This window comes from Sphingopyxis sp. Geo48 (assembly GCF_949769155.1).
Taxonomy (GTDB): Bacteria; Pseudomonadota; Alphaproteobacteria; order Sphingomonadales; family Sphingomonadaceae; genus Sphingopyxis.
Map to the genome: position 1 here is coordinate 893,493 of NZ_CATKPA010000001.1, position 14,078 is coordinate 907,570.

The window sequence follows — 14,078 nt, forward strand, 5'->3', positions numbered from 1 at the left end:
AAAAGCCGAAAGTCTCCTAACGGCCAGTTGCTGCCATATTTGTTTGCGATGCGTTCAAAAATAACAACAATTTGAATGAGATATCCTGGCGACATCGCGCTGACGCCGGAAGGTCGATGCTGGACTGCATTCACAAGGTGGACCATAAGGTGGACTGCAAATTGCAAAAATCGACCTAAGACCTTGAAAATACGCCATATTCTGGCGATGATGGTGCGGTCGAGAAGACTCGAACTTCCACGGCCTTTCGGCCACAACGACCTCAACGTTGCGCGTCTACCAGTTCCGCCACGACCGCACATCATGATGGTCCGGATCGCGTCCGGCACCAGGTAGGAGCGGGCGCCTAGCAAAGCTTTTCGGGCGATGCAAGCGAGCTGGGGCGCTTTTATTTTTTTGCAGGTGCGAAGCCAGAAGTCCGCGGCTTCGGCGGGTGTCACCAAATGGACTCCAAAGAGTCATCCAACTGTCATCGCTCTGGCGTCAGACCGTCATCGAATCACCCTAGTGGCGGCGGCACCGGGGGCAAGGTGGTGCTCATCCTTCGTTCGCCGGTGGTTTATCACAGCGCCCGACGCGGCGCACACCGGGAACGGAGAATTTCATGGCGGCTTTCGCACGCGTTCGTTTGATCATGCTTACCAGCGTGGCCTGTTCCACCCTTGCCGCGTGCGGCGCCGACGACATCGCGTCGCCGGGTGAAGGTGGCACGATCATTATCAACCCGACCCCGACCCCGACCCCGACGCCGACCCCCACGCCGACCCCGACCCCGCCGTCGGTGACTCCGGCTGCGGGCTGTCCGACGATCAGCGGTGGTTCGCTGACCGACAGCGGCACGATCAACAATCCGTCGATCGGCAGCTTCCGCGTCTGCACCCTGCCGTCCGTCATCACCGGCAGCACCACGCTGCCCAAGATCGCCGGCTTGGTCTATCGCATCAACGGCCGCGTCGATGTCGGTTCGGACCAGGGGCCGACCGAAGAAACGTCCGATCCGGCCGACGTCGTGCTGACGATCGAACCGGGTGTCATCCTTTACGGCGAATCGGGTCCGTCGTGGCTGAACGTCAACCGCGGCAACCGCATCTCGGCCGTCGGCACGCCCACGCGCCCGATCATCTTCACCAGCCGTGACAATATCCAGGGCCTGAACACCGAGAATTCGTCGGGCCAGTGGGGCGGTGTGGTGCTGAGCGGCCGCTCGCAGATCACCGACTGCGCATCGGGCACCGCGACGCCGGGCACCAACGCCTGCGAACGCCAGACCGAAGGCGCGGTCGACCCCGCGCTCTATGGCGGCGTGCTCAACAACGACAACAGCGGCCGGATGAGCTATGTCCAGATCCGCTTCTCGGGCTATATCCTGTCGGGCAACAGCGAACTCCAGTCGCTGACGCTGCAGGCGATCGGTTCGGCGACGCAGATCGACCATATCATGTCGTACAACAGCTCGGACGACGCGCTCGAAGTCTTCGGCGGGCACGCCCATGTGAAGCATTTGATCGGTATCGGCGCCGAGGACGATAACCTCGACACCGACGTCGGCGCGAAGGCGAACTTCCAGTACGGCATCATCGTGCAGCGTCCGAACGTCGGCGACGCGATGATCGAGGCCGACACCGACAATGCGTTCGACGGCAACACGCCGCGCCAGAACACCCGCGTCGCGAACTTCGTCTTCTACCAGAATTCGCAGAACGCCTCGGCGGACCAGGCGTCGATGCTGCTGCGCGGCGGCACCGACTATGGCGTGTACAACTCGGTGCTGGTCAGCCCGAACAACCCCTGCCTGCGCATCAGCCGCACGCAGACTGCCTCGGGTACCCAGGATGCGGCGATCGACGAGTTCGGCGCCCCGATCTTCCGTTCGGTGCTGATGCAGTGTTCGTCGACGAAATATATCGACAGCGGCATCACCGCCGGTGCGACGGCGGCCATCTTCGGCACGGGTACGAACGGCAACAATGACGCCTATACGCCGACGCTGACCAGCCTCTACATCAACGGCGCGACCGAAACGGCCGTGACGCCGTTCAACGTCTCGACGCTCAACGGCCAGACGTTCAACTCGATCGAACTGACCCGCGCCGGCTTCTTCGACCAGACGACCTATATCGGCGCGGTCAAGGATGCGACCGACACGTGGTTCCAGGGTTGGACCTGCAACAGCGCCACCGCCAACTTCGGTACGGGCAACACCGGTCTGTGCACCTCGCTGCCGACCTTCTGAGGCTTTTGGCTTCGACCGGGAGGGAGCGGCGCGCGCCGCTCCCTCTCGCATATCTTCCAGATTTTTAAGGATCCCAAGGGGTGATCGCCATGTCCAAGCCGCTCCCGCTCGCCAGCCTGTTGTTGATTTCCACGGCGCTCGTCGCGCCCGCCACGGCCATGGCGCAGTCCGAGCCGGGCACGGAAACCCCCGCGCCGCCCGCGGCCGACCCCGCCGCCGAAACGCCGGTCGATCCGGCCGACCCCGCCGCCGAAACGCCGGCCGACGTGGCCGCCGAAGAGGCCGCCCAAGACGAAACCGACGTGTCGATCCCGGGGGCCGAGATCGTCGTCACCGGCCGCCGCAACGCCAATATCGAGCGCACCGCGCCGCAGGTCGTCTCGGTACTCGGCGCCGCCGATATCGCGCGGACGGGCGAGGGCAATATTGCCGGCGCGCTGGGGCGCGTCACCGGCCTCAGCGTCGTCGGCAACGGCTTCGTCTATGTCCGCGGCCTTGGCGACCGCTATTCGCTCGCGCTGCTCAACGGTTCGCCGTTGCCGAGCCCCGAGCCGCTGAAGCGCGTCGTGCCGCTCGATATCTTCCCGAGCGGCATCATTGCCTCGTCGCTGGTGCAGAAAAGCTATTCGGCGAATTTCCCCGGCGAGTTCGGCGGCGGCGTGATCAACCTCACGACCAAGGCAGTCCCCCGCGATCCCTTCCTGACGATCGGTGGCAGCATCGGCGGCAATTCGGAAACCACCGGCCAGCTCGGCTACACCTATTACGGCACCGGCAGCGACTGGACCGGCTTCGGCGATGGCGGCCGCAACCTGCCGTCGGCCTATCGCGCGTGGCGCGCCTCGGGCCTTCGCATCAACGATCCCAGCGTGAACCAGCAGGCGATCGCCGGCCAGTTCGTGACCGCGCGCAATGCGCTCGTCCAGACGAACAACGACATGCCCGTCAACTGGGGCGCGAACATCACCGGCGGCAAGTCGTGGACGATCGGCGGCACCGAGATCGGCCTGATCGCGACAGCGGGCTATACCAGCAAGTGGCGCACGCGCGACGTGACGCAGCAGACCGCGAACGCGCTCGACCTGTCGTCGCTCAACACCAATATCAATCGCGTGATCACCGACAACCGCGTCGTCGTGAACGGCCTGCTGGGCCTCAGCGCCGAATTCGGCGAAAACAAGGTTCGCTGGACCAGCCTTTATATTCGCGACACGATCAAGCAAGCGCGTCTCGGCGCCGAGGATCGCCCGTTGACTGCCGACTCCAACCCTGGTGTCAGCTTCCAGTACCAGGACACCGCCTGGTATGCGCGCCAGTTGATCGACACCCAGTTCGTCGGCGAATTCCAGCCGTTCGACGACCTCGATATCGACGTCCGCGCGAGCTATGCCAATTCGCAGCGCGAAGCACCGTTCGAGCTGAGCTTCCTCTACAGCCGGTCGAACAGCGCGACCGATCCCTTTGGCCAGTTCTTCACCAACACGCTGAACACCGGCCAGCGTCCGGGCAGCGCGTCGATCGCCTTTTCGGACCTCAACGAAAACCTCTATTCGGCGGGGATCGACTTCACCTACGAGATCGCGCCGGGCATCAAGGCGGTCTATGGCTATGCCTATAGCGACACGAACCGCGTCACCGAACGCCGCGACTTCCTGTTCCAGGGCAACAACGATATCCCGCTGGCCGTGTCGCTGCTGCGTCCCGACCTGCTGCTGTCGCAGGCGGTGATCTGTTTCCCGCCGCTCAATCCGCCGACCGACCCCAATTGCCCGGCCAACCCGAGCCCGACGGGGATCAGCCTGGTCGACAGCACGGGTTCGAACCCGACGTTCCGCGCGATCCTGCGCAACCATGCGGCCTATTTCCAGATTCAGGCCGACCTTCTCGACGGGCTGAACGTCAACATCGGCGCGCGCTACGAAACCGCGGTCGAGCGCGTGAGCGCGGTGCAGGTCTATACCGTCAACCCGACGCTGCCGCCCGACACCAACCTCAATCGCAATTACCTGCTTCCCGCCGCGACGATCACCTACGAAATCCAGCCGCAGATGCAGGTTCGCCTCAGCGCCTCGAAGACGATCGCGCGTCCGCAGTTCCGCGAACTTGTGTTCCAGTCCTATTATGACCCGGACACCAACCGGAGCTTCCAGGGCAACCCGCAGCTTGTCGACAGCCAGCTCTACAATGCCGAAGGCCGCCTCGAATGGTATTTCGCGCCCGAACAGCGCGTGTCGATCGGCGGCTTTTGGAAGAAGATCAAGAATCCGATCGAAACCTATGCCAGCTTCGACGGCAACAGCGTGACGACGCGCTTTGCCAACGCGCCCGAAGCGACGCTCTATGGCGCCGAGTTCGAAGTGCAGAAACATTTCGATCTCAGCGGCTGGGGCGACGGCTTTTTCGCGACGCGCCGCGGTGTGTTCATCGGCAACTATACCTGGTCGAATTCGAAGCTGAAGGTCGGCGCCGACGATCCGGTCAAGGCCTTCCCCTTCACCGGCGCGACCCTGGCCAGCCAGTTCTTCCGCGACGGGGCGCCGCTGACCGGCCAGTCGGACCATCTGGTGAACGTCGAATTTGGCCTCGAGGATACCGAAAAGCTGTCGCAGCAGACGATCCTGATCTCCTACGCGTCGGACCGCATCACGCGGCGTGGTCCGTCGGGTCAGCCCGATATCTTCGAAAAGCCCGGCATCCAGGTCGATTTCGTCGCGCGGCAGGGCTTCCCGCTGTTCGGCAAGGAGCTGGAGATCAAGTTCGAGGCGCGCAATATTTTCGGGACCAAGTACAAGGAACTGCAGCAGAATGGTGACAACACCATCTACTACAACCTGTACAAGACCGGCACGACCTTCTCGCTTGGCGGGTCGCTGAAATTCTGAAGAAATCCCCGTGCGTGATCCCGGCTACGGCCGGGGTCACGCCCGAGGCAAGCCGTGCAGGGCGGACTCGCCCGGCTGACAAAAAACTGTAATCTTCCTGTCAACTGATTGTCACCGATCGTCCCTAGGCGATTCGCGAGACCGTTTTTCAGTCTGGGGGACAGGGACAAGTTCATGGCAACGCTGATGTCCGGATCGGCCGTTCGGTTGCCGCGCGCGCTGCCCGCCTGGCTCCGCGCGGGCAAGCGGTCGCCGCGCGCGATCCTCCCGCTGCTCGTCATCGGACTGCTCGGCGCGCTGCTCGTCTGGCAGAGCGTCCGGCTCTTATGGACGCTCGTCGTGCCGCTGTCGCCGCTCGGCGCATGGCAGCCGCAGACCGCGGTGATCGCGTCGCCCGCCGAACGCCGCGCGCTCTTCGCCGGCTTCGATCCTTTCTTCCGTAACGCCGCGCAGGGGCCCGCGAGCGCCACCGTCACCTCGGCGGGGCTGACCCTGTTCGGGGTCAACATCAACGAAGCGACCGGCGGCGGTTCGGCGATCATCGCGGGCGAGGACGGAATCCAGACCAGCTATGCCGTCGGCGACGAGATCGCGCCGGGGCTGAAGCTCGTCGGCGTCGCCTTCGACCATGTGCTGCTCGACCGCGGCGGGGCGCGCGAAAGCCTGTTCCTCGACCAGAGCGCCGCGGCGCCGGTCGCCACCCCGGGCACGGCGCTTCCGGCGCCGACGCCCGAGCCCGGGGCGGCGGGCGCGAACGGCGTCTCGCCGAGCGGCGAGATTTCGCCGGAAGCGTTGAAGGCGGGGGTTGCCTTCGCGCCGCGGGCCGAGAATGGCAAGGTCACCGGCCTGCTCGTCCAGCCGCAGGGCGACGGCGCCGTCTTCCGCGCCGCTGGCCTGCGCCCCGGCGACGTCATCCGCTCGGTCGGCGGCCGCCCGATCGGTTCGGCCAGCGACGCTGCCTCGCTCGCGAACCAGCTTTCGCCCGGCGCGCGGATCTCGGTCGAGGTCGAACGCGGCGCCAGCGTCGTCCCCATCGCACTCATTCTCTCGAAATAACGGATATCATGCGCCTCAAACTGTCACTGATGCTTGCCGCCGCGCTCGTTTCCGCTGCGCCAGCCCCCGCGTTCGCGCAATATACGCTGAACGTGCGCGACGCCGATATCCGCGCCTTCATCCAGGACGCGGCGCGGATCACCGGGCGCACGTTCGTGATCGACGGCCGCGTCAACGGCAAGGTCTCGGTCGTGACCGACCGGCCGCTGTCGCGCAGCGAATATTTCGAGATTTTCCTTGCCACCTTGCGCTCGAACGGGCTTGTCGCGGTGCCGGGTCCGAACGGCAGCTACCGTGTCCAGCCGATCGACGGCGCCGCAGCGCAGCCGGGCCGCATCGGCAGCAGCGGCGCGGCGCAGAACCAGTTCGTGACCGAGATCATCCGCCTGAAGCATATCGACGCCGTCGCGGCGGTCGAAACGCTGCGCCCGCTGGTCAGCCCGCAAGGGTCGCTCACCGCGAACCGCAACGCGAACAGCCTGGTCGTTGCCGATTTCGCGGACAATATCCGCCGCATTCGCGCGCTCGCGGCGAGCATCGACCGCGACAGCTCGACCAGCCAGATCGTGACGCTGAAAAACGCCGGCGCGCGCGAGATCGCCGCCGCGCTCACCGCGCTCGTTCCGGCGGCAGGCGAGGGGGCGAAGGCGCCGATCGCGATCGTGCCGGTCGACAGCAGCAACGCGATCGCGCTGCGCGGCGACCAGGCGCTCGTCGCGCGTTTCGTCTCGATGGCGCACGACCTCGACGCGAAGGCGGCGGGCGGCACCGAGTTGCGCGTCTATTGGCTCGAACATGCCAATGCCGAGACCTTGCTGCCGACGTTGCAACAGCTCGTCGGGGGCGGCAGCGACCCCGCGCAGAAGGCCGGCCTGCCGCCGGCATCCTCCTCCTCGTCGACGACCACGGGCGGCAGCACGCCGGCGCCTGTGGCTGCCACCACCAGCACCCCGACCTCGGTCAGCGGCTCGGGGGGCAGCATCGCGACGCGCGGCCCTGCGATCGTCACGCGCTATGAGGGCGCCAACGCGATCATCGTGGCGGCGAACAGCGAAGTGCAGCGGATGCTCGGCGAGCTGATCCGCCAGCTCGACAGCCGCCGCGAGCAGGTTCTGGTCGAGGCGATCGTCGTCGAGATCGGCGACGACGCCGCGAAGCGCCTCGGCGTCCAGTTCCTGCTCGGCGGCAAGAATATCCCGTTCGTCGCGACCAATTACAGCAATGCGCAGCCGAACATCTTCACCCTCGGCGGCGCCTATGCCGCGACCAAGCTCACCGAGGACAAGACGACGGTCGACGGCACCACGGTCGTCACGGAGACGTCGAGCGCGCTCGGCAGCAGCCTGCAGGAAGCCGCAGCAGCTTCGCTGCTTTCGGCGACCGGCGGCTTCGCGGGGTTCGCGGGCGATATCGGCAAGAACACGATCTTCGGCGCGATCATCAATGCGGTGAAGTCCGACACGACGTCGAACCTGCTTGCGACGCCGCATATCGTCACGCTCGACAATCAGGCCGCGAAATTCCTCGTCGGCCAGGAAGTGCCGATCACGACGGGCGAAGCGCTCAGCGACAATTTCGACAACGCCTTCCGCACCGTCCAGCGCGAAGAGGTCGGCATCAAGCTGGAGGTCACGCCGCAGGTCAATGGCGCCGGCGAGGTCAAGCTGTTCCTCCGTCAGGAAGTGTCGAGCGTGGCAGGACCGGTCTCGTCGCGCAACAGCGACCTGATCCTCAACAAGCGCTCGTTCGAAACCGTGCTGACCGTCGACGACGGCGAGATCCTGGCGATCGGCGGCCTGCTCAACGACGACGAGCGCAAGACAATCGAGCGCATCCCGCTTTTGAGCGACATTCCGCTGCTCGGCGAACTGTTCAAATCGCGCAGCCGGAGCCGGTCGAAGACGAACCTGATGGTATTCATCCGTCCGACGGTGCTGCGCAATCGCGAGGATAATGCCGCGCTGACCGCGCGCCGCTATGGCTATATCCGCGACTTCCAGCTCCAGCGGAATCCGGGCGAGGAGCCCGCGATCGATACGCTGGTGCGCGATTATCTGGGCACGGTGCCGCCGGTTCCGAGCGCGGCGACCCCGACCGACGTCACGGTCGGTCCCGTCAACCTGCAGGAACTGCGCGGTCCCGACGGCAAGGTGATCAGCACCGACGTGCCGCCCTCGATTTCGCAGGCGCCCGCCCCTCCCGCCGGAGACTATCCGTGAGCGACATCGAACCGGTGGCGCCTTCCCCGGCGCCGGTTGATATTCCCTATGGCTTCGCGCGAAACCACGGCGTCGTGATCGCGCAGGAAGAGGGCGGGCGCTGGCTCGCCACGCTGCGCGAAGGCAGCGACCCCGCGGTGCTGATCGAGGTCAAACGCTTTCTCGCGCAGCCGATCCGGGTTGCGACCGCGAACGCGGCGGATTTCGACCGGCTGCTTTCGGATCATTATGCGGTCGACGCCTCCGCAGCGGCGATGGCGGGGACGCTCGATGGCAGCGACCTCGAACTCGGCATCCCGAGCGCCGAGGATCTGCTCGACAGCGCCGACGACGCCCCGGCGATCCGGCTGATCAACGCGATCATCGCCGAAGCGGTGCGGCAGGGCGTCAGCGACATCCATATCGAACCCTATGAAAGCGGGCTCGTCGTGCGGATGCGCACCGATGGCGTGCTGCGCGAGCATCTGCGCATGCCGCCGCACGTCGCCCCCGTCGTCGTCAGCCGCATCAAGGTCATGGCGCGCCTCGACATCGCCGAGCGCCGCGTGCCGCAGGACGGGCGCATCGCGCTGACGCTGGCGGGCAAGGCGGTCGACGTTCGCGTCTCGACCCTGCCGAGCCGTGCGGGCGAGCGCGTCGTGATGCGTATCCTCGACAAGGACACGGCCGGGATCGACTTCGACGTTCTTGGCCTGTCGGGCGAGGCGGACCGGATTTTGCGCGAGGCGCTGGCCGAACCCAACGGGATCATCCTCGTCACTGGCCCGACGGGTTCGGGCAAGACGACGACGCTCTATGCGGCGCTGAAGCAGCTCAATGACGGCCAGCGCAACATCCTGACGGTCGAGGATCCGGTCGAATATGCCGTCGACGGCATCGGCCAGACGCAGGTGAATGCGAAGGTCGGCCTCGACTTCGCGGCGGGGCTGCGCGCGATCCTGCGCCAGGACCCCGACGTCGTGATGGTCGGCGAAATCCGCGACCGCGAGACCGCCGATATCGCGGTGCAGGCGTCGCTTACGGGTCACCTCGTGCTCTCGACGGTCCACACCAACGATGCGGTCGGTGCGATCACGCGCCTGAAAGACCTGAAGGTCGAGCCCTTCCTGCTCGCCTCGACCCTGCGCGCGGTGCTGGCGCAGCGGCTTGTCCGCAAGCTGTGCGACCATTGCCGCGAGCCGGTGCAGGCCGACAACAGCGTCGCGGCGATGCTCGGGCTCGACATCGGCACAGTGATCTGGCGCCCGAAGGGCTGCGACCAGTGCGGCCACACGGGCTTCAAGGGCCGGATCGGAGTGTTCGAGGCAATCAAGGTCGACGAGACCGTGCGCCGCTATATCTATGCCGGCGGTGATGAATCGATGATCGCAAAGCACGCCTTCCTGAAGGCCCCGACGCTGGCGTCGGCGGCGCGCGCGATGGTCGCCAAGGGGCTTACCACGCCCGAGGAGGCGATCCGCATCGCGCGGCGCGAGGATGTCGATGCCTGATTATCGCTATGTGGCGATCGACAGCCAGGGCCGCGAGCGCAAGGGGCGGCTGGCCGCCGCGAACGACGATGCCGCCCGCGCCGACCTGGTCCGCCGCAAGTTCCATATCGTCGCGGTCGAGGAGGCGGGGACGAAGCCGACAACCGGCCGCTCGTTGCTCGCCTTTCGCCGGGGCAAGCTTTCCTCCAAGGAACTCGCGCTGTTCACGCGCCAGCTCGCCACGCTTGTCGAGGTCGCGCCGCTCGAAGAGGCGCTGCGCACGCTGACGCGGCAGAGCGAGGCCGAAAGCGCGCGTGCGGTGATCGGCGACGTCCATGCCGGCCTGCTCGAAGGGCGCCGTCTTGCCGACGCGATGGCCCGCCAGCCGGGCAGCTTTCCGCCGCTCTATCGTGCGATGGTCGCGGCGGGGGAGACGACGGGCAGCCTGACGACGATCCTCGCGCGGCTTGCCGACCTGCTCGAACGCCAGGCCGAGGTGCGCGGCAAGTTGATAGCCGCGCTCGCCTATCCGGTGGTGCTCGCGGTGGTTGCGATCGGCGTCGTCGCCGCGTTGATGATCTTCGTCGTGCCGCGCGTCGTCGAACAGTTCAACGACGTCGGGCAGCAGCTTCCCTTCCTGACCCGCGCGGTCATCGCCATCTCGAGCTTCGCCGCGAGCTGGTGGTGGCTCATCGCGCTGCTGATCGCCGTCGCCACCTTCGGCTGGGTCAGCGCGATGCGCCGCCCGGCGTTCAAGGCCGCGGTCGACGCGCGGTTGCTGGGGCTGCCGCTGTTCGGGCGCCTGCTGCGTGATCTTTACGCCGCGCGCTTCGCGCGCACGCTGTCGACGATGGTGTCGAGCCGCCTGCCGCTGGTCGAGGGGCTCAGGCTTACCGTGCCGACGATCCGCAACGCCGCGCTCGCCGGCGCCACTGCCAGCATCGTCGATCAGGTGCGCGCGGGCGGCAGCCTGTCGGCCGCGCTCCGCGACGCCGGAGTCTTTCCGCCCTTGCTCGTCTATATGACCGCGAGCGGCGAAAGCGCCGGGCGGGTCGAGCAGATGCTCGAGCGCGCCGCCGACTATCTCGAACGCGAGTTCGACCGTTTCACCGCCGCGTCCATGGCCCTTCTCGAACCTGTCATAATTGTCGTTATGGGGTCGTGCGTCGCACTCATCATCCTCGCCATCCTGCTTCCGATCCTCCAGTTGCAGAACCTTGCAGGGCTATAATACATGTCGCTGATGCAGCTTTTCCTTCGCCTCATGATCGATCCCGCACGTCCCGACAGCCGTCGGCGCAAGAAGGACGAGCGCGGCTTTACCCTGACCGAACTGATGGTCGTCATCTTCATCATCGGCCTGCTTGCGACGGTCGTTCTGATCAACGTCCTGCCCAGTCAGGACAAGGCGATGGTCACCAAGGCGAAGGCCGATATCGCCACGCTGGAAAGCGCGCTCGAGCAATATCGCCTCGACAATCTCAGCTATCCGGCGACGACCGACGGCCTGAACGCATTGACCACCGCGCCGCCGGCGCTCGCGCAGCCCGAGCGCTATCGCCGCGGCGGTTACATCAAGAAACTGCCGCAGGATCCCTGGGGCCGCCCCTATAATTATCAGGCGCCCGGCGCGAACGGAAAGGCGTTCGACGTGTGGTCGATGGGCGCCGACGGCGCGCCCGGCGGGACCGACGAAAATGCGGATATTCGCAGCGAAGGATAAGACGCCGATGTTCGACTGGGCCGTGTCCGGAGTCACGCGCCTCCGGACACCCTTCGCGGGGGCGCGTTCGCCGGTAAGCGAACGCGGCTTCACGCTCGTCGAACTGATGGTCGTGCTGGCGATCATGGCGCTCGCAGCGACCGCCGTCGTGCTGACCATTCCCGGCGAAGAGCGCAATGTGCGCAGCGAGGCCGACCGGCTCGCCGCGCGCCTTGCCGCCGCGCGCGACGTCGCGGTGATCGAGGGGCGCAGCGTGTCGGTCAATCTCGCGCCGTCCGGCTATGGCTTCGAGCGGAGGGTCGAGGGCGCCTGGCAGCCGCTGCCCGGCCGCGCGTTCGAACAGCGGAACTGGCCGTCCGATGTCCGCTTCGTCGCGGGCGACGGGCAGGGCGCGGCGCGCATCCTGTTCGACCGCGTCGGCACCAGCCCGACCCCCCAGGCGGTCGTGCTGTCGGGCGGCGACGCGCGCGAGATCGTCCGCGTTTCCGCGGCGGGGGATGTCAGTCGTGGAGAATAACCGTACGTCGGCCGACCAACGAGGCTTCACCCTGCTGGAAATGCTGGTGGCGCTCAGCATCATCAGCATCGCGGCGCTGACGCTGGTCCGGCTCGATGCCTATGCGGTGCGTACCGCCGGCGATCTCGACGAAAGCACGATGGCGGGCATCGTGGCGCAGAACCGCGCCGTCGAACTCTGGACCGACCCGTCGCCGCCGACGATCGGTGCGAGCGCGGGCAGCGTCGCCAATGCGGGGCGCAACTGGCGTGTCGAACAACGCGTCGCGAAGACCGCCGACGACAGCCTGCTGCGCATCGACCTGATCGTCCGGCCCGAAAGCGGGCGCGGGCAGGCGACGCTGACGATCATCAGGCCGTCGCGATGAAGGACGAACGCGGCTTCACGCTCGTCGAGATGCTCGTCGCGCTATCGATCTTCGCGGTGATCGCGGCGATGGGGGTGAGCCTGCTGCGCAGCAGCGTCGACACGCAGGATGCCGTGCAGGCGCGGCTTCAGGGCATGAGCGGGATCAACCGCGTGCGCGCGGTGATGGCGAACGACCTTGCGCAGGCGGTGCAGCGGTCGACGCGCGGGCAGGCGGGCGAGCCCGTCCCCGCCTTTGTCGGATCGCCCAATGGCTTCGCCTTCGTCCACGCGGGCGCCGGATCGCTGGACGGCAGCCCGCGCCCGAACGTCGAGCGCGTCGGCTATGCGCTGACCGGCGGCGAATGGCGCCGCGCGACCCAGCCGATGCTCGACGGCACCGCGCTGTCGGATGGCGACCGGCTGATCGGCGACGTCACCGCGGCTGCGGTGCGCTATCGCGATGCGCAGGGGAACTGGAGCGAAAGCTGGAGCAGCGATCCCGGCGACCGGCTGCCGCGCGCGGTCGAGGTGCGGCTGACGCGGACCGGCCGCGCGCCGCTGGCGATGCTGTTCCTGACCGGGCCGACGCTGCCGCCGCCCCTCGCTGCGGGAGCGCCGCCGGCATGACCCGCCATCCGAAAGGCGAACGCGGCGCGGCGCTGCTCACGGTGTTGCTGCTCGTCGCGGTGATGGCGGTGATCGCCGCGACCGCGCTCGACCGCCTGACGCTCGCGACGCGGATCGCGGGCAGCGCATCGACGGTCGATCAGGGGCGCGCCTATGCCTTCGCCGCCGAGCAGATTGCGCTGCGCCGGGTTTCCAGCCTTGTGTCGCGCGATCCGACGCGGCTGACGCTCGACGGGGGGTGGCTCGGGCGCGATTTCACCCTGCCGCTGCCGGGCGGGCAGGGGCAGGCGCGGCTGACCGATGCGAACAATTGTTTCAACCTCAACAGCCTCGCCGCCGAAACCGCACCGGGAAGGCTGAGCCAGCGGTCGGGTTCGGTGCGCCAATTCGCCGCGCTGATGAAACTGATCGGCATCGGCGAGGGACAGGCGCAGCAGATCGCCGGCGCGGCGGCCGACTGGGTCGACAGCGACAGCAACGACGGCCCGCTCGGCGCCGAAGACAATGTCTATCGCGGGATGCAGACGAGCTATCTCGCGGCGAACCGCAAGATGGCGGACGTCAGCGAACTCCGCGCCGTGCGGGGGGTGACGCCGAAAATCTATGCGCAGCTCAAACCCTGGGTCTGCGTGTTGCCGGTGACCGACGCGGTGAAGCTCAACGTCAACACGCTGACCCCCGAACAGGCGCCGCTGATCGCGATGCTGCTGCCCGGCCAGATCAGCGTCGCCGACGCGCGGGCGGCGCTGGCGGCGCGGCCTGTGGGCGGCTATGGCAGCAGCGTGCGATTCTGGGAGGGCCGGGCCTTTGAGGGCCGCGAACCGCCGCAGGATGTCGCCGAACAGGCCGGGGTGAACAGCCGCTGGCTCGCGCTGACGACGAATGTTACGATAGGGGACGGGGTTTTGACGGCAAGATCGCTCATCGACGCGAACGGCGGGGCGGCCAGCGCCGGCCAGGCCGCCCCGACGATCGTCCGCCGCGACTGGGGCGAGACCGACTGA

At 66.9% G+C, this 14,078-nt stretch carries 11 protein-coding genes and 1 tRNA gene; 11 read left to right on the plus strand and 1 reads right to left on the minus strand.

What is annotated here, in order from left to right; translation table 11 throughout:
- Positions 1-211: 211 nt before the first annotated feature.
- Positions 212-298, minus strand: a tRNA-Leu gene (locus tag QOL79_RS04600).
- 306 nt (positions 299-604) lie between these two features.
- On the opposite strand from QOL79_RS04600, the gene QOL79_RS04605 reads away from it, so the two are divergent.
- The 11 genes from QOL79_RS04605 (at position 605) to gspK (ending at position 14,078) form a co-directional block, all read left to right on the plus strand.
- A complete protein-coding gene (locus QOL79_RS04605) occupies positions 605-2,233 on the plus strand; it encodes a beta-helix domain-containing protein (RefSeq protein ID WP_058800345.1) in 1,629 nt (542 codons plus the stop codon).
- Between the two features lie 89 nt (positions 2,234-2,322).
- The gene (locus QOL79_RS04610; protein WP_058457355.1) at positions 2,323-5,115 is read left to right on the plus strand and encodes a TonB-dependent receptor domain-containing protein; all 2,793 of its coding nucleotides are present in this window, start codon (positions 2,323-2,325) and stop codon (positions 5,113-5,115) included.
- 174 nt (positions 5,116-5,289) lie between these two features.
- Positions 5,290-6,171: a type II secretion system protein N gene (locus tag QOL79_RS04615; protein ID WP_283418791.1), complete on the plus strand. Its 882-nt coding sequence runs from the start codon at positions 5,290-5,292 to the stop codon at positions 6,169-6,171.
- An 8-nt stretch (positions 6,172-6,179) separates the two neighbouring features.
- Complete coding sequence (gene gspD, locus QOL79_RS04620; protein WP_283418792.1) at positions 6,180-8,390, plus strand: type II secretion system secretin GspD; 2,211 nt, start codon at positions 6,180-6,182, stop codon at positions 8,388-8,390.
- A complete protein-coding gene (gene gspE, locus QOL79_RS04625) occupies positions 8,387-9,880 on the plus strand; it encodes a type II secretion system ATPase GspE (RefSeq protein WP_058457327.1) in 1,494 nt (497 codons plus the stop codon). The genes gspD and gspE overlap by 4 nt, the downstream gene beginning before the upstream one ends.
- Positions 9,873-11,090: a type II secretion system inner membrane protein GspF gene (gene gspF / locus QOL79_RS04630; protein ID WP_058457357.1), complete on the plus strand. Its 1,218-nt coding sequence runs from the start codon at positions 9,873-9,875 to the stop codon at positions 11,088-11,090. The genes gspE and gspF overlap by 8 nt, the downstream gene beginning before the upstream one ends.
- A gap of 12 nt (positions 11,091-11,102) precedes the next feature.
- Positions 11,103-11,582 carry a type II secretion system major pseudopilin GspG gene (gene gspG / locus QOL79_RS04635; RefSeq protein ID WP_167541772.1) on the plus strand — a complete coding sequence of 160 codons (480 nt, stop codon included), beginning with the start codon at positions 11,103-11,105 and terminating at the stop codon, positions 11,580-11,582.
- A gap of 7 nt (positions 11,583-11,589) precedes the next feature.
- Positions 11,590-12,099, plus strand: a complete 510-nt coding sequence (gspH, locus tag QOL79_RS04640; RefSeq protein ID WP_283418793.1) for a type II secretion system minor pseudopilin GspH — start codon at positions 11,590-11,592, stop codon at positions 12,097-12,099.
- Positions 12,089-12,466, plus strand: a complete 378-nt coding sequence (gspI, locus tag QOL79_RS04645) for a type II secretion system minor pseudopilin GspI (RefSeq protein ID WP_283418794.1) — start codon at positions 12,089-12,091, stop codon at positions 12,464-12,466. Before gspH ends, gspI begins: the two co-directional genes overlap by 11 nt.
- On the plus strand, positions 12,463-13,074 hold the full coding sequence (gene gspJ / locus QOL79_RS04650) for a type II secretion system minor pseudopilin GspJ (RefSeq protein ID WP_283418795.1): 612 nt from the start codon (positions 12,463-12,465) through the stop codon (positions 13,072-13,074). The genes gspI and gspJ overlap by 4 nt, the downstream gene beginning before the upstream one ends.
- Entirely contained in the window at positions 13,071-14,078 is a 1,008-nt protein-coding gene (gspK, locus tag QOL79_RS04655; RefSeq protein ID WP_283418796.1) for a type II secretion system minor pseudopilin GspK, read from the plus strand. Before gspJ ends, gspK begins: the two co-directional genes overlap by 4 nt.